The organism is Thermoflexus sp., assembly GCF_042408815.1.
Classification (GTDB): Bacteria; Chloroflexota; Anaerolineae; order Thermoflexales; family Thermoflexaceae; genus Thermoflexus.
In genome coordinates this window covers 74,312-96,337 of sequence record NZ_JBHOQR010000023.1, presented here as the reverse complement: position 1 = coordinate 96,337, position 22,026 = coordinate 74,312, and the positions used below count along the sequence as shown (strand labels likewise).

At 65.0% G+C, this 22,026-nt stretch carries 12 protein-coding genes and 1 tRNA gene; 6 read left to right on the top strand and 7 right to left on the bottom strand.

Annotated elements, in window-relative coordinates:
• Positions 1-103 precede the first annotated feature (103 nt).
• The 6 genes from hisF (at position 104) to speE (ending at position 5,021) form a co-directional block, all read left to right on the top strand.
• Positions 104-865, top strand: coding sequence for an imidazole glycerol phosphate synthase subunit HisF (gene hisF / locus ACFMO3_RS07215; RefSeq protein ID WP_376789743.1), 762 nt, complete (start codon positions 104-106; stop codon positions 863-865).
• A gap of 54 nt (positions 866-919) precedes the next feature.
• Positions 920-1,642: a queuosine precursor transporter gene (locus tag ACFMO3_RS07210; RefSeq protein WP_376789742.1), complete on the top strand. Its 723-nt coding sequence runs from the start codon at positions 920-922 to the stop codon at positions 1,640-1,642.
• Positions 1,599-2,300: a bifunctional phosphoribosyl-AMP cyclohydrolase/phosphoribosyl-ATP diphosphatase HisIE gene (gene hisIE / locus ACFMO3_RS07205; RefSeq protein ID WP_376789741.1), complete on the top strand. Its 702-nt coding sequence runs from the start codon at positions 1,599-1,601 to the stop codon at positions 2,298-2,300. The genes ACFMO3_RS07210 and hisIE overlap by 44 nt, the downstream gene beginning before the upstream one ends.
• A 105-nt stretch (positions 2,301-2,405) precedes the next feature.
• Positions 2,406-3,719: a histidinol dehydrogenase gene (gene hisD, locus ACFMO3_RS07200; protein ID WP_376789740.1), complete on the top strand. Its 1,314-nt coding sequence runs from the start codon at positions 2,406-2,408 to the stop codon at positions 3,717-3,719.
• 171 nt (positions 3,720-3,890) lie between these two features.
• Positions 3,891-3,963: transfer RNA gene (locus ACFMO3_RS07195), tRNA-Lys, on the top strand.
• 173 nt (positions 3,964-4,136) lie between these two features.
• Positions 4,137-5,021, top strand: coding sequence for a polyamine aminopropyltransferase (speE, locus tag ACFMO3_RS07190; protein WP_376789739.1), 885 nt, complete (start codon positions 4,137-4,139; stop codon positions 5,019-5,021).
• 131 nt (positions 5,022-5,152) lie between these two features.
• Here speE and ACFMO3_RS07185 read toward each other — a convergent pair whose 3' ends face one another.
• From ACFMO3_RS07185 to ACFMO3_RS07155, 7 genes are all read right to left on the bottom strand, one after another.
• The gene (locus tag ACFMO3_RS07185; protein ID WP_376789738.1) at positions 5,153-7,342 is read right to left on the bottom strand and encodes a glycosyltransferase family 39 protein; all 2,190 of its coding nucleotides are present in this window, start codon (positions 7,340-7,342) and stop codon (positions 5,153-5,155) included.
• A gap of 29 nt (positions 7,343-7,371) precedes the next feature.
• Complete coding sequence (locus ACFMO3_RS07180) at positions 7,372-9,627, bottom strand: hypothetical protein (RefSeq protein ID WP_376789737.1); 2,256 nt, start codon at positions 9,625-9,627, stop codon at positions 7,372-7,374.
• A 13-nt stretch (positions 9,628-9,640) separates the two neighbouring features.
• Entirely contained in the window at positions 9,641-11,938 is a 2,298-nt protein-coding gene (locus ACFMO3_RS07175) for a YfhO family protein (protein WP_376789736.1), read from the bottom strand.
• A gap of 654 nt (positions 11,939-12,592) precedes the next feature.
• A complete protein-coding gene (locus tag ACFMO3_RS07170) occupies positions 12,593-14,512 on the bottom strand; it encodes a hypothetical protein (protein WP_376789735.1) in 1,920 nt (639 codons plus the stop codon).
• A 29-nt stretch (positions 14,513-14,541) separates the two neighbouring features.
• Entirely contained in the window at positions 14,542-16,641 is a 2,100-nt protein-coding gene (locus ACFMO3_RS07165; RefSeq protein ID WP_376789734.1) for a hypothetical protein, read from the bottom strand.
• Positions 16,638-19,343, bottom strand: coding sequence for a 6-pyruvoyl-tetrahydropterin synthase-related protein (locus ACFMO3_RS07160; protein ID WP_376789733.1), 2,706 nt, complete (start codon positions 19,341-19,343; stop codon positions 16,638-16,640). Before ACFMO3_RS07160 ends, ACFMO3_RS07165 begins: the two co-directional genes overlap by 4 nt.
• A 6-nt stretch (positions 19,344-19,349) precedes the next feature.
• On the bottom strand, positions 19,350-22,025 hold the full coding sequence (locus ACFMO3_RS07155; protein WP_376789732.1) for a 6-pyruvoyl-tetrahydropterin synthase-related protein: 2,676 nt from the start codon (positions 22,023-22,025) through the stop codon (positions 19,350-19,352).
• Position 22,026 lies beyond the last annotated feature (1 nt).

Here is a 22,026-nt window from a genome sequence, read left to right as displayed (position 1 = left end):
ATGGAGGCGGATATCCCATTCGCCACCCTCTTTGGATCCTTCCTGGAGATTGAGAGACTGCCTCTGCAACCCAGGGGATCGCGGAAAAGGGAGCGCTCAGACCATGCTGGCGAAGCGGATCATTCCCTGTCTGGACATTCACGCCGGGCGGGTGGTGAAAGGAGTGCGTTTCGTCCATCTGCGGGATGCGGGGGATCCCGTTGAGCATGCCCGCGTGTATGAGGAGGAAGGGGCCGACGAGCTGGTCTTCCTGGACATCACCGCATCCTATGAGGATCGCGCCATCCTGCTCGATGTAGTCCGACGCGTGGCGGAGGTCCTCTCTATTCCTTTCACCGTGGGCGGGGGAGTCCGAGATGTAGAGGATTTCCGGGCCCTGCTGCGAGCCGGGGCAGACAAGGTCAGCATCAACACAGCGGCAGTGCAGCATCCCGAGCGGATCACCGAGGCGGCGCGGCGCTTCGGCTCCCAGTGTGTGGTAGTGGCCATCGACGCCAAACGGGTCGGGCCCTCCCGGTGGGAGGTTTACATCCACGGGGGGCGCACGCCGACCGGCCTGGATGTCGTGGCATGGGCCCAGGAGGCGGAACGGCGCGGGGCGGGGGAGATCCTGCTCACCAGCATCGATGCCGATGGCACCCAGGAGGGCTATGATCTGGAACTCACCCGGACCGTGGCGGAAGCCGTGGGCGTCCCGGTGATCGCCTCGGGCGGGGCCGGCGCCCTCGCGCACTTTTATGAGGTGTTCGCGGTGGGGAAAGCAGACGCCGCCCTGGCCGCTTCGGTTTTCCATTTCCGGCAGCTACGCATCGCCGAGGTGAAGGCTTACCTGGCGGAACGCGGGATCCCGGTGCGCCTTCTTTGAGGACGTGGCGCCGGTGTGGTGGAGCCTGAATCCAGAGGGAGAGGGAGGACACGGATGGAGCGACGCCCCTATCGTTTCTTCGATCTGGTAATGGCACTTTTCGTGACCGTCCTTATCGTCAGCAACATCGCCTCATCAGCGAAGATCGTGGACTGGGGGGTGAGCCTCTTCGGGGTGCGGCTCGCCTTCGACGCGGGCACGATCCTTTTCCCAGTGAGCTATATCTTTGGGGACATCCTGACCGAGGTCTACGGCTATCGTCGCTCCCGTCGGGTCATCTGGACCGGGTTCGCATGCCTAACGCTGAGTGCGCTGATCCTCTGGATCGTCCGCATCCTGCCGGGGGATCCGGAATGGGAGCGAACCGCCGGACAGCGGGCGTATGAGGCCATCCTGGGCGGCATGAGTACCGGCGGCATCGTCCTGGCCAGTCTCCTGGGCTACTGGTCCGGCGAATTCGCGAACTCCTTCACTCTGGCCAAAATGAAGATCCTCACCCATGGTCGCTACCTGTGGACTCGGACCATCGGCAGCACGCTGGTTGGCGAGCTGGTGGACACGGCCGTCTTTGTGGGAATCGCCTCATTGACCGGCGTCTTCCCATGGAGCCTGTTTGTCACCCTGGTGCTGACCAATTATTTGTTCAAAGTCGGCGTGGAAGCGGTGATGACGCCAGTGACGTATCTGATCGTGGGCGCCCTGAAACGCCTGGAACAGGAGGACTATTACGACTATGACACCGACTTCAATCCCTTCCGACTGGAGCTCCGCGTCTGAACCGGTGGAGGTCGAGGCAGCAGCCCCTCCTACAGCAGTGCGCCCCGCCATTGTCCAGGATGCGCGAACCGGTCGAGTGCTGATGCTAGGCTGGATGAACGATGAAGCCCTCCGGCGCACCCGCGAGACCGGGATGGTGCACTTCTGGAGTCGATCCCGCGGGCGGCTCTGGCGAAAGGGGGAGACCTCCGGCAACATCCTCCGCGTGGTGGAGATCCGCCTGGATTGCGATGAGGATGCGCTGCTGATCCAGGCGATCCCTGCGGGGCCCACATGCCACACCGGCCGGCCCAGCTGCTTTCATCGGGAACTCCATGACGGGGAGCTTCCTCCTCCATCTGGACACATCCTCCATCGGCTGGAGAAGATTATACAGGATCGACAACGGCGCCCGGTGGAGGGCTCTTACACCACCCAACTCCTGACCGCGGGGCTGGACGAGATTGTAAAGAAAATCGGCGAAGAGGCCATAGAGGTCGCCCTGGCCTTGCGGCATCAATCCGACCAGCGGTCCCTGGAGGAGGCTGCGGACCTTTTATATATGCTGACCGTGGGACTGGTGGCGCGGGGGCTGAGCTGGGATGCTGTGCTGGAAGTCCTATCCGAACGACGGGGAATGGGGGCGATCCCCGGGGATCGCCCTTCCGGCGACCGCTGACCCATCGTGAGGCGCTTCCTCCCCCACCCACGTCGCTTCGCGGCGAGCGGGGGAGGGAAGGCCCGGATATCACTCTGAGAAGCTGCGCGCGAGAGGGGAGGAAGAATGCCGATCGAAATCTATCGCTGGGAAGCCCTGGATGCGGGAACGCGACAGCGTCTGCTGATGCGCGCCCGGGCGGATCTCCAGCAGGTCCTTCCGGACGTGAAGGCGATCCTGGAGGACGTGCGGCGGCGGGGGGATGCCGCGGTCGTCGATTACCTGCGGCGCTTCGATGGGATCGACTGGCCGCCGGAACGCTGGCGGGTGAGCCCGGAGGCGATGGCCGCCGTCTGGGAGGAGCTCACCCCGGAGGTCCGGGAGGCGCTGCGCCGGGAAGCGGAGGCTGTCCGGCGGTTCCATGAAGCCCAGCGGGAGCGCCCCATCTGGCTGATGGAGATGGCTCCAGGGGTGATCGCCGGGCAGATCGTTCGCCCGCTGGATTCGGCCGGGCTCTACGTCCCAGGCGGCCGGGCCGTCTATCCCACCATCGTCCATGCCCTGGGGATCCCGGCCTCCGTGGCGGGAGTGCGCCGGATCGTCGCCTGCACCCCGCCCGCCGGGCGTCACCCTGCGGTGCTGGCCGCTGCCCACGCCGCCGGAGTGACCGATTTCTTCCTAGTGGGCGGGGTGGCCGCCATTGCCGCCATGGCCTACGGCACGGAGACGATCCCCCGGGTGGATAAGATCGTGGGGCCCGGGAACCTTTACGTGCTGGCGGCCAAAGCCCTGTTGATGGGGGAAGTGGCCATCGATATGCTGGCCGGCCCCACGGAAGTGATCGTCCTGGCCGATGAGACGGCGCGCCCGGATTGGGTGGCGGCGGAGCTGCTGGCCCAAGCCGAGCACGATCCCCATACCTCCTGTCTTCTGGTGACGCCGGTGGAGGCGCTGGCCCATGCCGTGCGGCGCGAGATCGAGCAGCAGGGCCCTCTACTCCCGCGATGGGCCATCGCCCGCCAGGCACTGGAAACCTATGGGGGGCTGATCGTGACCGCGGATATGGAGACGGCCATCGAGGTCTGCAACGCTTACGCGCCAGAGCATCTGGCCATCTACACCCGGGATCCCTGGGCGATCCTCCCAGCCATTCGCCATGCGGGATCCGTGTTCCTTGGCCCTTGGTCCGCCGTGGCGGCGGGGGATTACGCCACCGGCACCAACAACACCCTGCCGACCGGCGGCTGGGCCCGCGCGGCCTCTTCGGTTTCCGTGGACACCTTCGTAAAGAAGATCGAGGTGGAGGCCCTGACCGAGGAGGGTTTGCGCCATCTGGCCCCGGTGATCACTACGCTGGCAGAGGTGGAGGGGCTCCACGCCCACGCCGCTTCCATCCGGATCCGCCTTCCGGACCTGCCGGCGTCCTCCTCTACAGCCTAATGCCAATTCCTGGGGCATAGTTCGGAGAAGGCGCATGCTTGGCTCCAATCTCAGCGTAAGGAGGTTGCAGCCATGGCCGGACGAAAGTTCGCTATGGACGCTGGGATGCACCCTCCCATTGGGGGCGTTTGACAACCCCCTGCCATGCCGGTTAGAATGAAATGGTGGCATGGGGCGGTAGCTCAACCGGCAGAGCAGCGGCCTTTTAAGCCGACGGTTGTGGGTTCGAGTCCCACCCGCCTCACTTCAAGGAAGCCTTCTGCGATGGGCTCATCGCGGAAGGCTTTTTGCTTTTCCATCCTTAGGGTGAACGGATTAGGGAACCTGAAGGGCCGGCCTGAAAAAGCAGCCGGCTATCCCCTGGAAATGATCCGGGAAGCACAAGACCCATCCCAACACCGATCGGGAGGATGGAGAATGGCCCAGGGAGCGCTGGCCGAAGATCCCTTCGAAGGGATGCGATTGACCTTCGCCGAGGAAAGCACGATCACGGCTGTCTATCAGGTCCGGCGGGTGCTGGCTCATGAGCGGAGCGCCCTGCAGGAAATTGCCATCCTGGAACTCGAGAACTGGGGCAAGGCGCTGGTCCTGGATGGCGTGATTCAGTTCACCCAGCGGGACGAGTTCTTCTACCACGAGTCTCTCGTCCATCCGGCGATGATGGCCCATCCGAACCCGCGCCGGGTGCTGGTGATCGGCGGGGGGGACGGTGGGGTAGCCCGGGAGGTCCTGCGATATCCCACGGTGGAAGAAGTGACCGTGGTGGAAGTGGACGGCCAGGTGGTGGAGCTGTGCCGCCGGCATATGCCGGAGTTCGCCTCCTCTTTCGATGATCCGCGGGTCCGCTTGATCATCGGCAACGGGCGCGCATTCCTGGAGGAACAGCCGGAGGCCTACGATGTGATCCTGCTGGACTCCAATGACCCCCTGGCGGAGCTGGCCCGCAGCCTGTTCGATCCTGAGTTCTTTCGACTGTGTGCGGAGCATCTCCCGGATGAGGGAATGCTGGCCTTGCACCTTTCCGAGTCCCTGTTCCGGGAAGGATACCTGGGCTATGAGGCGCCTATGGTGCGGAAGGCGCTGGGCCAGCTCTTCCGGTATGTGGAGACCCTTCCCATGCCCTATTCCACGTATCCGTGCAATTGGTGGAGTTTCATCATCTGCTCCAAGGGGCTGGATCCGCGGGTCGTGCGCAATCCTCATCCCTTCCGGGGACGCTACTATGACCCAGACTACCATAGCTGGCTTTTCGCCCCTCCTGCCTTCATGGACCGCCTGGAGGAACTCAAAGGGACCTTCTGATCGAACAGGGATCACCTTCCCGATGGGAGGCCAGGCGGGCTCGCAAGTCGAAGGCTCTGTCCCGTGACTATAGGGAGCCCAATCGCGCGAGGGATCCTGGCTGGACAACCCTGTGCGGAGATTCAGGGGCTCTATGGAAGGCCCGTCCGGTTCTGGAAGAGCCAGTCATAGCTCCACCGGACATCCGGGGGGAAGAGCCAGATCGGGCGACGGACCAGGAGCTTCCCTGCGTAGCGGACCTCCAGCCAGCGTAAGGCAGGGCGGCCTCCCCGAAGCGACGGGCTGACCCAGGTTTCCACCAACCACCCCGAGCTACGGACGACCGCTTCCGGAACCGGATACGGACGCCGCAACGGGATCGGCCCTTCCGGCGTCTTCAGGACCACCTGCCATGCGGTGAGGGAGGCTGGATCCTGGCTCCGCCACTGGATTCGAACCCAGACCCGGCGCCCATCCGGCCCGGATCGGACGGAGATTTGAGGGGGATTCAGCTCCACAGGGGGGACGGTTCGCATGCCGAATCGCGGAGGCTCCCGCTGAGGCAGGACCTCCACTTCCCCAATAGAAAGCGTATCCCCCTGGCCCTCCCGCAAGGGAAGCCTTGGGAACCCCGCCGTCCCCGTCTCATACCAGCCAATGCGGACTTCATAACGTCCAGCGGGCACCCAGCGAGGGATCAGAAGGCTGCGCCCCACCTCGTAAATCCGACCCGGTATCCACTGATCCGTTGGGAGCTCCGGCTCCGCGTCCCAATTGGCCCAGAGGTGTCCGGCCGGATCCATCAGGTGCACGAAGAGCGTCCACCGGCGATCCAGCGGCTGGTCCGTAGAGAAGCGCAGGTGCCATTGCACCGAACGGCCCGGCTCCCCCACCTCCTGGGTCCAGCCGATGTCGTGCAGCCGGATCCCATTGGCCCACCAGGCATCCCGATGGATCCATCGAGCGGCCGGGGCCTTGCGGACCAGATGGAACACGGCGGCTCGATATTCGGGGATTTCGTGGGGGAACTCCGCCTGGAAGTCGACCAGATGAGTGGCCTGGAGCTCCCGCAGCCAGCCCTCCCAGTCCGCCCGATAAAGGGCAACCCCCACGAACCAGAAAGAAGGAGAGCGGCTCACCACCTGAGCGCGCTGCGCCGGATCCGGCCACTCATAGCTGGGGAAACCCGATTCACTCGACCAGAGGAGGTGCCAGCGCGCCTGGGCCAGCACCGGCTCCGGAGCGGTCCAAAACTCCAACTCTGACTCCAAGCCCAAAGGGAGATTCAGCACCGGGAAGCTGGCGATCCCCATCATGCCGGGCAGGATCAGGATCAGAAGCATCCCTTTCCATCGGGAGCCCAGCCCGATGGAGAGGATCAGGGTGAGGGTGGGGATCACCGACATGGCGAAGTAGCGAGCGGCGAAGAAAGGCCAGCGCATGGCCATTAGGGCACCTGCCCCCAGCGGGAGCAGCGCGACGGTGACCAGCTCCAGCCGGATTCGCTTCCATGAGCGAAGGGTGGGGAGAAGAAGCCCGATGAACACGCCCGCTCCCGCAGCGAGGATTCCCGCAAGCCTTCCATCGGCGAGCGGGCCAACGAGGAGGTTGGCCCAGAGATGCCCCAGCACCTCCCACGGCATAGGGTGGACCGGGATGGCGGAAAGGTTTCGCACGGTGTTTTCCAGGCTTCCCGCATAGGCCTGGGCGATCCAGACGCCGAAGGCAACCATAAAGGGAAGCGCGGGCAACCCGCCCATGCGCCATCCAGAGGGGCGACGGATCAGGAGAACCAGCCACTGCGCGCCGATGAGGAGCAGCCCATAGTAGTGGGTGAACATCAAAGCGCCCTGGGCCAAAGCCCAAGCGAGCCATCGGGAAGTCGTGGGCTGCCGCAACAGGCGAGCCCACAGGAACATCGACAACCCCCCTAGAGCTACCACCAGCCCATACATGCGAATCATGACCAGCAGGAACAGATAGAAAGGGTTCAGCATCAACCCGGCCACCAGCGCCAGGCCCAGCCGGCGTCCTCCCCACTGGCGCCCGACCTGGAAAGCCAGGGGGAGGGCCGGCAATCCCAGGCAGATCGAGAAGAACCGATACGCCCATGGGTGATCGAAGCCACCCAGCTCCCGCCAGCCCTTGACCAGCCAGTAATAGAGCGGCGGGTGGCTGTCCCGCATTAGGTTGCGGGCCACCTCCCCCCAGCTGTAGGTGCTGACTTGCCAGAGCACGTGCTGCTCATCGAATAGCCTCAGATCCCACGGCATCACGACCAGCGTCACCCAGAAGGTCAGCCAGACGGCCAGCAGGACAACGAAGGCGATTCGATCTTTCACCGCATTCAGCCTCCCCTCGCTGATGCAGATCAGGGCATCCGATTCCAGGAGATCCAGCTGTAATTCCAGCGCCAGCGCTGCCGGGATAGCGTCGGAGCAGGAAACTCCGCCCGGCCGCCCGGGCACGTGACGATCAGACGAAGGGTGCGCTGTTCAGGAGCCACCTCCCCTTCCCAGAAGCCGGTTGCTATCTGGCCCACCGGGTATCGAACCTCCCACGCCAGCGGTTCCTTGGGTCTCAGGATGTGAACACGCCCATCCGCGTCCACCATCAGCCCCGGCGGCGCGCCATGATCGGCCTCCACACGCCAGCTCCCCTGAACCCACAGGCGATCCGGACGACCGGGCTCTGGGAAGATATCCGGCCCTTCCTGGCGATAATCCGTGAGACGGATCACCATAAAGCGGCTCAACGTCATGGATCCGCATCGCACAGCCGGATGGCCTTCCGAAAGGACAGGACGAGGACGCATCTGCACGATCCCGAGCCGAACGGTATCCGCTCCTTCCCGGGTGCGCAGGCGTGGCCATCCCCCGGACCCCGTTGGATAGGCGCCGGCGGTCACCGTGTAAGTTCCGGCCGGCAGCCATGCCGGAACCTGCAGCGCGCGCCAGAACACCATCGGAACGCCCAGCTCCATCGCGTTCGTAGGGACAGGCGGCTCCGCATCGCTGCCTGTTATCCAGCGTCCCCCGGGATCCAGCAAATGGACAAAGAACGTATAAGAGCGTGGGATCGGGCGCAAGGTCCGCATCCGCACGCCCACCCGCAGGATCCCGGGAGGGCCTCCAGCATCCAGGGCCACCGCCTCCAGGATGAATCCTTCCTCGAAGACCGCTCTGAGGGGCTGCCATTCTGGAGCCTCCATCGGCGGCACATACCGGATCAGGATGGCGTCGACGGGAAGCGGCCATGCCCGAACCTCCTCCCGAATCCAGCCCTTCATGGTGCGCTCGAGAGGCTCCCAGTTTCCACGATAAGCGGGAACCCCCAGGAACCAGACGACGGGACGGTCCTGCATGGCCTTCCGCCAGCGATCCTCCTCCTGGAGATCGAAGAGCCGCCAGGGGGCGTCGGGCGCAACCATCAACAGGGCTTGATAGTGCCATGGCGCCTGGGCGATCACCACGTCGCCGGGAGCGACACGCTCCAGAAGCTCTACGGCGATCTCCGCATACCAGGGGTTGTTCTCCGGCAACATACGATAAGCGAGGGCGATCCGCGAGAGGCCGACCAGTCCGATCAGGCCGGCCCATCCGATGGCCACAGCCTGACCTCGACGGGGCGCGCGGGCGATGATCATGGCGATGGCCAGGAGGAGGGAAGGCAGGGCGACCACTGCGTAGCGCGCGGCGAAGAAATTGTAACGCCATCCAGCCACCAGGAAGCCGAAGAGAGAGAGCGCCCCGGTCACGAGAGGGAAACCTGGCACGGGGAACCGCCAGCGGACCGCTGGGATCAGCGCCCATGCCAGAATGAGGAACATCGCACAGCCGGCCGCGATGGCCAAGCGGGCATCCGCTGCCCATCCGCTCCAGAGGGTGAACCAGAGATTCCCCATCATCTCCGGCGGGCTGGGGTGGATGCCGGGGCTTCCTTGATGGCGGATCACGATGGCGATGGCGGGGGCGAGCGCGATCCTCGCCCACAGGGCCCCACCTAGCCCGGGCAGCGCGGCGCCGAGCAAAGCGGCACGCCAGCGGGGACCTCCCCGGGGTTGTCGCAGGAGCCAGAGGAAGGCGGCGGCGACCAGGAAGATCCCATAGTAGAACGTGAAGACCAGCGCGAGGCTGGCCAGCCCCCAGGTCAGACCGCGGGCCCCAGTGGGATGGCGATCCGTGCGCCACGCTAGCCAGAGGGCGAGGGCACTGAGCATCAGCGTCAGGGAGTAGGCGCGCAGGAACATCATCATGCCGGCCACGAGGGGATTGAAGGCCAGGAGGGCCAGGAGCAACGTCCCGGCCCGTTTCCCGCCGAGCGAACAGGCCAGCCGGAACATCAGGGAGTAGAATGGGAAGGCCAGAAGGAGGCTGGCGAGGTAAAGCATGGGGACCGTATGGAAAACCGGGAGATGCTGGATCCCCCAGAGGACCAACGGGTAAAGAGGAGGCTGGCCATCCAGACGCAGCCCGGTGGCGACGAGACCAGGGAGGTCATGGACGCGGATCGCCCACAGGACATATGCCTCATCGTTGTGGGCGGGGGTGGCTCGCCAGAGGGCCAGGACCAGGGCCCAGGCGACGAGGAGGAGGACCTCGGTCATCCCAACGGGCGTGCGCCGCATCGGAAGGAGCCCCTCAGGGAGTCGCCGGGGGGCCAAGGCGGCGCCGCATCCTCCAGAGGGTGAGCGGCCATAGGAGAAACACGGTGAGGCCGCTGACCCCCGCACCGACGTAAAACGAGGTCGGCCGGAATCGGAAGACCACCTCGCTCTCTCCCGCTGGCAGATACACGGCCATCAGCACACCATCCGCGCGGCGCAGCGGGGCGGGGTGGCCGTTGACCGTCACCGTCCATCCGGGATACCAGGGATCGCGGGTGATGAGCAGCCCCGGTTGGCCCAGTCGCGCCCGATAGCGAACCTCCGTAGCGGTCCGGCGCAGGAGCTGAACCTCGTCCGGCGCTTGCCTGTCCGTCGCCTTCACCGGCTCGATAGGGCCCAGGACCACAGCCTCCTCCGCCGGGCGGAAGGCGGGATCCCGGAGCGCGGCCAGCATTTCCTCCACCGTTTTCGCCGGGCGGATGGCCCGCACCACCCAGGCCCAGGGGAGCGGAGGATCCAGCCGGTAGATGCGGGTGACCTCGTTCCCTTGGGGGATCTCTTGAAGCAGGGTGGCCGTGCGCCCCAGGGCGCGCATGTCCGGGAGCTCCCGCCCCCAGGTGATGACGTAGCGCACCCCCAGCAGCCACCACTGCATCGGCTCGGGGGTTTGTTTCAGAAAGCGGAAATAGGGCTCGGGATGGATCGAAGTGGCCCCCCGGATGTCCTCTTCCCCCACCCAGCATCCATAGTGGTCGGGCAGCCGATATTCGTCGAAGAACCGAAACGGACGATGGGGATCCGGGGCCATCCAGGCGGCGGCCGGATGATCCGGATAGATTGGGGCTGGAGGCACGGCATCCAGATAGCGGTTGAAGGCGGCAAGGTTCATGCTGACCAGCCCCAGGGCGGTCAGGGCCAGTCCATGCCGGCTCCGCCAGCCTCGGGCCCGGGCCTGCCACCACCCCCACGTCCCCAGGGCGAACAGGAGGCTCAGGCCCACCTCCTGGGGCAGACGCCGGTGATCGCTGGGATCGATACCCTGGCGGGCCAGGAAAGTGACCACGGGCAGGCTGAGGGCGAAGGCCAAGGCCATGGCCCCGCTGAGGCGGGTCCCAGCGGAGAGAATCCAGCGGCGGGCGCGGGGGAGGCCCCGCAGCAGGGCTGCCAGCCCGTGGGCGCTCAGGGCAGCGAGGGCCAGAGAGACCCAGAGGGCGTGCCGTTCCTGGCTGCGGGTCGTGGCATAGAAGGGCACCAGCTGGAAGAAAGCGTCATAGAGGGGGAAGTTGGCTCCGAAGGAGAGGAGCAGGCCGAGCAGCGCGATCCCGGCCCAGAAGCGCGCGTGCCGCCCACCCCGGGCCAGGGCGGGCAGCACCAAGGTGAGCGGGAGGAGGCCTGCATAGAGGGGCTGCCAGTGGCTCACCAAGCCGGGCTGGAGGAGCTGGAGGATATCCTGGATGGGGAAGCCGCTGCCTGACTCCGGGAAAGGGAGGCGCACCCGGTTCGAGTGCTGGTAGTATTCCAGGGTGGGGAAAAGCTGGATCGCCGCGGTGCCGAGCGTCAGCGCCCCGATCCAAACAGCCTGCAGAGCGAGCTTCCAGCGCAGGGAACGCTCGGCGGATGAGAGGCGAAAGGTGAAATAGGCGATGCCCAACAGGACGCTATAGAGCATCATCTGGGGATGGCCGATCAGCAGGATGAAAAGGCCGGCCACACCGGCCGCAAGGGCGCCGGCGATCCTTCGGCCCTCCGCCAGCTCCCGCAGCCCCAGCAGGAACAATGGGGTCCAGGCGGACGTCTGGACGATAGAGACCTGTAAGATCGGGTAACCGGTCATGTAGCCACCGAAGGCGAACGCGATCGCCCCCATCAGGCCGCCCCACCGGCTTCCGGTTTCGCGCGTGAACAGGAGATAGGCCATTGCCCCTGCGATCCACAAATGGATCAGGGATTCCAGATGAAATCCATCGAGGGAGGCATGAGCGGTTCCGGATGCCATGGAGAGCAGCAAGGTCAGCCAGGTCCCGGGATAGAAGAGAGCCGACTGTGGATAGGCCTGGTAGGGATAGCCGCTGAAGAGGCAGAGGGACCGAAAGGGAAACTCGCCGGCCCGGAGAGCGCGGTAGGCCAGATCACGGAACACGTAGTAAGTATGGGTGAAATCTCCCAGGGCCAGCATCAGGCGATCGGCAGGCACGGGAGTCAGATATCGCCACACGAACCACCACCAGAGGACGGTGAGCCAAAGCAGGGCGGGAACCACGGACATCCAGGGCCGGCGGGAGTCCTCGCGATGCGTCCCCCATCTTCGCCAGATGTTCATAAGCGCGCTCATGGCAAAACCTCGACGGTCGCAATCTCCAGGTGGTCCTGACCCCCAACGACCATCCGCGTCCCAGAGGTGCACAAAAGTTACAACCGGCGCGGCCCGTTCCTGCGCATGCTCTTCCCTTCGGATCCATTCCGTCAACACGTGAAGGGATGTCCCACGGCGCGCGCGCCTTCCAGGCTCCAGCCACACGTTAGACAGGGCGAGGCCATCGCGCCAGATCGCCCCATCTGGAACGGGGATGGCCTCCCACTGCCCGTTAACGGCTTGCGGATCCAGCGTGGCCACGCGAAGCGCAGTGGTTCCATCTGCCTCGCCAACGAGGGGATAGCGAACCATCGTTTCCGGATTATACATGCCGATGGATATATGGTGAAGGCCGGAGATCGAACCGGCAGGCATAGAGATTCCGACAAAGAAAGTGATCGGGACATGGGCAGGCCAGCGGGCAGCCGGATAGAAGCCGCGGGCGAGCATAGATGATCAAGCAGCGGACGAAGAGGAGGATGGCGATCACGGGCCACCTGTCTGAGCCCTTCCTCTATGGACATGCGGGCCACCCACCAGCTCCATCCCTCATCGAACCAGATGGAGGGCCAATGGACATTGCGCCAGGCCAGAGCGCTCATCCCCAGCAATAGGAGAAGCACAGCCGTCCGCTCACCTTTCACGGCATGGTCCTCCCTCATCCCATCGCTTAAGAACGAGGGTCTCGACGTCGCCAGCCGGAAGAAGAAACCGCGCCCGCACGCTGCGATTGGGATCAAACAATCCCAGCTCCAGATGAAGCGGGCAGCGAGCGGCGCCCCCCGGGAAGGTCAGCTCGGTGCGATCGATATAGATGTCACCGATTCGCCACAGGTAGCCCGGCACTCCCCAACCGCTGGGATTTTGCAACTGGTGTCCCTCTGGATCCAACAGGTGGTGAAACGGCTGGTAATGCCATGCCCATCGCATGGGATCCGAAGGGACCCTTTCGATCTGCCAGTAAGTGGTGACCGTGAGGCGCTCACCGTTCTCCTCCAAATCGTATCCCAGAAGCCGCCAGCCCAGATCGGTGGAGGCATCCACCCGGCGGGAGGGGTGGATCTCCCCCGGGAGGACCTCATAAAGCGCCAACCATGCGCCGTCCGGCATCCAGCGAACCCATGCAGGGTCCCGCCGCAGCGGCTTCAAGACCGGCAGCCTTCCCCGACCATACAGAAGCATCAGGGTGGGATGGCGTGTGTGGGCGAAGGCCAAGCGCTCGGGGTGGAACCCGCAACGAACATCCATGGCGCGTCCAACCAGACCCATCAGCCAGGTTGGAGTAGTCTCCGCGCAGTCGGAGGGAAGGACCACCTGAACCTGGGGGTCTTTCTCCAGCCAGCGGATCAAACGCTGGGCCAGGGCGGCGGATTCGGAGAGCGGCAGCTCCTCCACATTGCCGGTCCACGGATGCATCCGGGCGTTTCGATCCGCAGCGAATAAGATTATGAGCCAGACAAAAGCGGCCCCCCAGGCCCATGCTTCGATCGGATAGCGTTTCCAGGATTTGGGAGGCAATTTCCTCCAGGGCCAGATGGCGAGCAGGGCCCCCACCGGCATGGTAGGAGCCAGATAGTGGACATGAATGGGATACGGCCATGGGAAAGCCAACCAGAGGGCTGGGAAGCCCCACCAGATGGAGAGCAACAACCCATGCCCGTTCCGCTGCCGGATCCCCCGCGCCACGGACTCCGCTACGGCGAGGGCGATCGATAGCTCGATCCCCAACGCGATGATACGGGAGAGATGAACGAGCAACCTGCGATCGGGAGAGAAAGCCCCCATCCAGACCTCGGCGAAATCCTTTCCGGAAACCATCCGCATGGCATGGGCGAAGGCCACCTCCTGCCACGGCCAAAATCGGGAGGGCAGGCGGAGGGATCGAGGGCCCTCCCATGCCGACCATGCGGTGACCCCATACATCAGAACGACGATCAGCATGCAAGCGGCGCCCAAGCGATGCAACCGACGTCCCCCGGACATCCACGCGGAAAGCAGCGCCGGCGGGATCTGGAGAAGCCCCACCGGGTGCACCAGGGCGGCCAACGTGATCCCGACCCAACCCATGCCGATGCGGGCCGGCGAGGGAGATTTCCCCCGGCCCAGAAAAGGGCTCCAGCTGAAGAGGGCGAGCGCAACAAAAAATGGAAACCAGGCAGGCAGCCAGGTGCCCCGGGCAAAGTAGATATGCCATGGGGAGAAGGCGGCGAGGATCGCCGCGAGGCGAGCCAGCCACGCAGACGCCGCGGCCCGCGCGGTTCGATACACCAGGGCGATGGCCAGCACGTCCAGCGCCACGGCCATGAAATGTGGAAGCCATGGCCCTGCGCCGATCCCCAAGACGGGGGCAATCAGCCCGCTGATCAGAGGCGAGGCCGGGAACCCCAGGGTGGATCGCTGTCCCGCCATGGACCAGAGCCCACGTTCCCGCCCCAGAGCGGCCTGAGCGATGGGGAACGAGTGATCGTAATTGTGTCGGAGGGCCGGCAGACCTATGATCCGGGCACCGAAGGCCAGCACCAGGATCAGCACGACTGTCCGCCAGCGCCCCATCGCCCACCTCTCCATTCTCTGAGAGGGGATCAGGGCCCTCCCGAGAGGGGCAAAAGGATGAGATCGCCGATTCGATCTGCCTCGCACGGAGCCGGCAGGTGCTTCAGGGAAGGCCACTCGTAGATCCCGATGCCCAGCCACCGCGCCTGCCTTAATCCTCCGGCCGATAGCCTTCGAACATCCATGATCCGCTCCCCGGGCTCCCAGCAGAGAAAAGGATACCCACCATGGAGAGGCGGTCCATCATGCTGAGCGATTTTTTCTTTCTCGCTGTCAAAAGCCTGCACGGTGATCGAATAGCTGCCGGCCGGTTGCGTGCCCGCTTCCCACTCGAGCCAGACCTCCGCTTCCGTTTCCGAAAGCCAGCGGACCCCATAGCCCCGCAAGACGGCCACCCTCCCGAAGGGAATACGGATCGAACGCAATTCGGGGGGATCCCCCCACTTCCGGGATGGCTCGATCAGCTCGAACACCCAGTAGGGCTCCATACGGATCACCGGCATGAAGTGCGGATCTCGAGACACCTCGCAAATCCCTGTGGTGGAAAATCCATGAAGCTCCGGCTTGCTCTCGTCCACCAGCACATAGCGCACGCCGATGGCGCGCAGGGCAGCAAGCGCTTCCCGGGCTTCCCGACTCGGGAAGGTCCGCAACCGCTCCCGCAGCTCCCGGATATCCGGCGGGATATATCCGCTGTAGGCAATGATCAGGGGCTTGCCGTGGACCAACGCGGCATACATACGCATCGTTTCATCGGCATCCAGAGGGAGCAAGACGGGCAGTTCCACGACAGCGAATGTCCCAGGCTGCTGGGCCAGCCAGCGGTAGACTGGCGGCAGCGCCGACGGCCGGGGAAGGGGCGCCAGCGGGAGGGGGACCGCCCAGGCCTCCAGGATGCCCAGGCCGAGGATCCCGAGGGCAAGGGGCATGGCCCTCCTCCGGAGAGATCGAAACGCCTCTGCGAGGCCAATCCCGGCCAGCCCGTGCAGGCCGATCAGCGCCAGCAGGAACCAACGTGCGATGGCTCGGATCAGTGTGACGCCGGGGAAGAGGGTGGCCATGCCGGTGTAAAGGCCCGGGAGGATGATCGGGCCCAGGGTCCAGCGAGGGCCCAGAGCCATCGCAGCGCCTAACCCCAGGCAGACCCACGCCATCCGCTGGAGGGCACGCGCCCACCCGCGCGATGACGCTCGAAGGGCGATGGCGGCCATCAGGAGGGGAGCCAGGCCCGGATACAGCTGCACCTCATGGGTGGTGTGTCCGGGGATGCGGAAAGGGGCCGTGAGCGGCCCCAGGATCCGCAGGAGCGGAGCGGCGGCCAGCCCGTCGATGGGCCATGCGGCGAACTCCTGGGCCAGCTGCAGATCCCGATGACGGGCCAGCTCGGGGGCCACCCGGAAGTAAGGCACGGCGATACTCCCGATGAGAAGACCCCCCAGGAGGATCACGAGGGCCATCTTTTTCAGGGCCGGCGGGAGGAGAGGCTGCTCCCGGAGACCCCAGAGGCCCAGGAAGGCGAGGGCGAGGCCACCGAACACCGCGAGATGCCAGCTGGAGAGCATCATCAGAAGGAGAGAAAGCAACAGGTCGAACACCCGCCGCCACGTGGGCCGCCGCAGGTATCGGATCAGCGCGGCCATGGCTATCGGGATCCATCCGGCGTAGAGCAGCTGCAGATGCATCAGGTGGGCGAAGCGATAGGGGGCTGCGGCGAACAGCCACCCGGCGACAAACGCCGCCCGACGGCTTCCGCCCCACGCCCGCACCAGCCGCGCCATCCCCAAGGCGGCGATCCAGAAAGAGAATAGGAAGGCCATATTGTAGCCCAGGGCCGGGATCCCCGTTCCCAGTATGAAGGGGAAGGCAAAGGGCAGGATCCCCAGCAGGGGCTCGGAATACGCCAGCGTCCCGCGATGCGGATAAAAGATCGGCGCGTCGAAGAAAGCGCCGGGGCGCTCCACCAGCGCCCGGGTTTCCCAGGCCAGGATCCACGTATTCAGCAGGGGATCCCCCAGGTCCTGAGGAAGGGCATCCGCCATTCGAAAGATGAGCGGAGCAGTCAGCAGGATGGACCAGAGGGCATAGGCCAGGGCGATGGTTCCGTCCTGGAGGAAGGCGCGCCGCTTCACGGGCTCACCTCGATCGGATGGGGAAGGATATAGGCAGTCTCCCCAGAAGGAAGGTTCAGATGCGCCAGCGAGGGCCATTCATACCAGCCGATTCGGAGATGATACCAACCTGCATGATCGATCCCTTCCAGATCAACCGGGATGGCGATAATGATTCCCGGAGGCCAGCGGAAGGTTTCGAATGCGCCGGAATAGGGCGGAGCATCCCGCTGCCCTCGAACCGCTCCGCTTTCATCCGTTCGATGAACGAAGAACGTATAGGAGCGATCGATGGGACGCACTGCCTCCCAGTAAAACCAGAGCCGCCACGGCTGGCCCCTGGGAATCTTCGTCGGTAGCTCTGCGCCGACCAAGCGGAGAACCCCTCCAAAGGAGATCGGCTCCGGCAGGCGGGCGGCGGGCGGCATCGGCCGGTTGATCAGCAGGACATGCGGGAGCATATATCCGTTTTCCCCAGAGCCATCCACCGAAAGGGTTTGCTCAGGGTGATCTTTCTCATATAATCCCACCTTTAACCGATAAGGCCCGGGGGGAAGATCCGCTGGGATCCGAATGACGTGGACATCCCGAATATACCGCTCCTCTCGCCACGGGGATGCCGTGGTAGGCATGTCCCCCGGATGCATGTGATCGCTCTGGAACTGCAACCGGTAGGGCGGAAGGGCCTCCAACCCATGCACGTAAACGCTGTATTGCGTGTTCATCTCCTGCAGCCCGCGCCACCACAGGGTTAGGACCAGGCGCTCTCCCGGTTCTATCACCCATACGGGGGGGGAGGCCGCATAGCCCAGCAGACGAATGCGGCCGCCGAAGTCGACATCCGCCCGCTCGCGCATGCCCGGGGGATGATCTGGATCAGACCGCGGACGAAACCAGCGGGTGTGAGGATCCACATAGAGAAACTTCACGCCCAGGATCAGGGCCCAGAAGGCGGCCAGGGCCATCCCTTCCCTCTGGGAGAGAGCGCGGGGAGAGATCGAGGCTACCGCTTGCGGTCGGGAACGAACGCAGCGAGCCCACCACTGGCCGAGGCCGGCCAGCCCAAGTCCCAGCGAGAACAGCTCCAGCAACTGCCAGTCCCATCGGCCGCAAAAACACAACCGGATCTCATGGCTTCCAGCAGGGACGGCAGCATGAAGCAGACCCAGCTCCCCGATTGCCCCCACGGGAACCGGACGCCCATCCACCTGGACCTGCCAGCCCGGGAATGCAAAGACCCAGAACCGCAATGTGGCATCCACCGGAAGATCGACCCGGAAACGCTGATCCAGCGGGCCCAGGGAGAGCGGACGGGCCGTCGCGCCAGGGGGAAGCGAGGCGGAATCCAGGCGAACCGGCTCCTCGCCCCGGCGGTAGGCCTCTTCCAGGGGAGAGGGGGGGATCTCCCGAGCGAGCACCGTGCGAGGCAGGAGCTCGCCCACACTGGTGAGGCCAATCAGGCCCGCTGCTCGATCGAAGGCCTGCAAATCCGCCAAGGTCGCCTGGCGGAGAACGGTAAACCGCCCGAAGGGATACAGCAGCGGCGCAACGCCCAGCATCAGAGCCAGCCCGGCGATGGCCGCTCCCATGGCCCGCCATCCGGATCGCCGCAACCCCTCCATCCCCAATCCGATCAGCAAGGCGATGGGGAGCCCCGCGATGCCCAGCCAGCGCCACGGGAACTCTGAATAGGCGAGCAACGGCAAATGCTCCCACAAGGGGCGGGAGGGCGCCGTCATGAGCCCGATCATCCCCAGCCCGCTCAGCCCGGCCCCGGCTGCCAGGATCCGGTGCGGGCGGGTCCATTTCCTCCAGCCGAGAAGGGCCGTGGCGGCCAGCAGAACCTGATGGGCACCCAGGGTCAGCACCTCCTCGGGATTGCCCATGCTCTGATCCTGCATGGGCACGAAGGAGAGCAAGCGATCCAACCCGAGGAAGTGCTTTCGGAAATCAAAGTGGCCCTGCAGCAGGCGATCCAGGTGAACCAACGGGCGATCGCGCAGGGCCGGAACCACGAAGAATGCCGCCAGCCCCACCCCCAGCCCGAAGGCCCACAGGGCTCCCCATAACCGCCGGCGTGGAGGGCGTTCTGTCACCCAGACCAGAACGCCGTAGCCGAGAAGGGCGATAGTGCCCAGCATGGCCGTGATGTTGTGGCTGAGCAGGAGCAGGCTATAGGCGACCCCGGCTTTCCAGCGCTGGGCCCATCCCCCTTCCTGCAAATATCCATGGAGGGCATCCATGGCCCAGGGGAGCCAACTCAGGGCCAGATACTGCGGGAAGTCCCCCTGCCAGTAAAGCTCGCGAACCCGAAACGGGGCGTACACGTAAGCCAGCCCAGCGATCATGGCCCCCACCTCGTGAATCCCCCATCGGCGGGCCAGCCGGTAAACCCCGGCGCCCCCCCACCCCACCAGAAGGGCCAAGACGAGCTTCACGCTGCTCTCCAGGTCGAGCCCCAGCCGCATCCCCAGCGCGCCCAGCCAGGGGAACAGCGGGCCCAGAAAATGAAACAGCGGATAACCCAACCCGGACACCAGATCGGGGGCCCAGCGGGGATAGAACACCCCCGCGCGCCACATACGATCCATCTCCAGGACGCGATACACGTGCAACACGCCATCATGGGAGGGGGGGAAGCCGGCCCACAGCAGCGGTCCGCAAACCGGTATCATCCCCATCCCCATCAGCCAGAGGCCTCGTTCTCGCCAGAGCCCTCGCATTCGTTCTCACCTCACCTCAATCGGCACCGGGTAAAGATAGAAGGTCTCCGCCATGAACTCCGGAGCCAGATGGCTCATCTCCGGCCATTTATACCACCCGATCCGCAGAAAGTAACGGCCAGGATGAGGGGGTCCCTCCAGCTCCACAGCGATGGGGATGCGGACTCCCCCCGGCCAGCGCGAGGTGGGTTGCCAGAGATCTCGCTGACCCTTCCGCACTCCTCTCTCATCGACCACATGCACGAAAAGGGTGTAGTCCGCTTCCATAGGGGATATGGCTTCAAAGGCCAGCCACAGGGTCCATGGCGTCCCCGGCGCTAAATGGGAGGGCAGCTCTATGCCGACCAGGCGGATCTTTCCCCCAAAGGAAATGGGCTGCGCCAGTGTGGGGATCGGGCGGGTGACCACCAGGAGCGTCGGGAGGTCGAACCCATCTTCCCTCGAGCCATCGATCCGCAATCGGCTCTCTGGGTGGAGCCGCTCATACAGGCCCACCCGGATCCGGTAGAGCCCGGGCGGGATCTCCGGAGGCACGCGCAGCAGATGGTCATCCATATAGACTCGTTCCACATCCCAGGCGTTCGTGGGCACATCCGCTGGATGCATGTGATCGCTCTGGAAAGCCAGACGGGGCTCTCCGCTGGCCGGATACGCGTGGACATACACGCTGTATTGAGCTTCCATAGGCCGGAGGGGACGCCACCACAGGATCAGCCGTGCTTCCCCCCCCGGCGGCACGTGGGGAGGCTCCAGACGATATCCCACCAGGCGGATCTGGCCTCCGTAATCCGCCTGCACATAGGCAGCCGGCCCGTGGGGCCGATCCAGCGGCGCGCGGGTGGCGTTCCAGAGTCGATAGGGGGCCTGGCTCATGAGGCCAACGATGAAGAGAGCGGCCATCGCACGCTGGCCCACCGACCATGAACGCCAGCCTGCCCCCACAGATCCGGGAAAAGCCACGGCCCGGCGGAGGATTGAAGGCATTCGCCGAAGGATCCTCCCACACGATGGGAACACCCACCGCCAGACGCCCAATGCCGCCAGCCCGGCGGAGAACAGCTCCAGGAGCCGCCAGTGGAGCAGCGGCTCAAACCGGAGGCGGATCTCATGGGACCCCGGGGGGATCTCGGCCCGCAATCTCCCGGTTCCGGCCTCCGCCCACGTAACGGCCGGCCGCCCGTCCATCCGCACCGTCCATCCAGGGAAAGCCAGGACCTCAAACCGGAGATCAACCCCCACCGGGAGCACCACCTGATAGCGCTGATCCAGCGCGCCCAAATGGAGGACACGGACGTCTGCGCCCGGTGGCAAACTGCTCAGATCCAGTCGGATCGGCTCCTGGCTTTCCAGATCAGCGGCCTCCAGGGAGGAGCTTTCGATCTCGCCATGCACCCATCGCGGGAAGAGCTCTCCTACACTGGTCAGGCCGGGATAGCGATGCCGGCGCTCGTAAGCGTGGAGATCGGCCAGGGTCGGCCGAATCAGACGAACCGGTGTGCCTCCGTTGTAGAGCAGCCCCAGGATTCCAGCGATTAGAAGCATAGAGAAGAGGAGAGCAGCCCCGTCCCGCCAGCGAGGGGGCATGGCGTCCACAGCGAGGCCAACCAACAGCGCCAGGGGAAGCGCGGCGATCCCGAGCCATCGCCATGGGAACTCCGCATAGGCCAGCAGGGGGATCGCTTCCCATACCGGCCGGGAGACGGGAAGCATCATCGCGATCATCCCCGCCAGTCCTCCCGCGCAACCGAGGGTCAGCGCCCGTCGTTGATCCGACCGGGCCAGCCCGCACAAGGCCGGCAACGAGAGGAGCACCTGGTGGAGTCCCAGGGTCAGGATCATCCGTCGATTCCCCAGCCGATCATCCCAAAGGGGCGGCATGGAGAGCAGCGTCCCCAGATCTACGAAATGTTTCCGGAAGTCATACTCCCCTTGGAGCAATCGATCCAAATGCACGAGGGAACGATCAGCCAAAGCCGGCAACACGAAGAAAGCGGCCAGGCCGGCGCTAATCGCCAGAACATGCAGGATGCGGAGGATACGACGCCAGGACATCCCCTCCATCCCAATGACCAGCAAGCTGTATCCGAGAAGGATCGGGGCGCTCAAGAGGGCGCTGATGTTATGGCTTAAAGGAAGCCATGCGATCGTCCATGCGGCAGCAAAGCGCCAGCTCCCCCTTCCCTCCCGCAGCACACGGTGAAGGGCGAACAGAGCCCATGGCAGTAGACTGGTCGCCAGATACTGAGGGTAGTCGCCCTGCCCGTAGAGCTCCCGCACCCGAAAGGGGGCGCTGGCGAAGGCGAGACCTGATATGAGGCTGGCCGGCTCCGAAAGGCCCCAAAGACGCGCCAGCCCGTAGACCCCCGCACTCCCCAGCAGCAACAGACCGGCCAGGGGGATCTTGATGCTGAGCTCCAGTGGAAGCCCTATCCACCTCCCCAGGGCTCCCAGCCATGGGAAGAGCGGCCCAAGGAAGTGAAAGAGCGGCGTGCCCAGGCCGAAGGCCAGATCCGGCGCCCAGCGGGAGTAAAAAACTCCGGCCCGCCAGAGGCGCTCCATCTCCAAAACCCGATAGGCGTGGATCACCCCATCCTCCGTGGGGGGCAGGCCAGGACGGATCATCGGCTCCACCAGCATCAGGAGACCCAGCATCATCAGCCAGAAGCCCCGCTCCCGCACCATC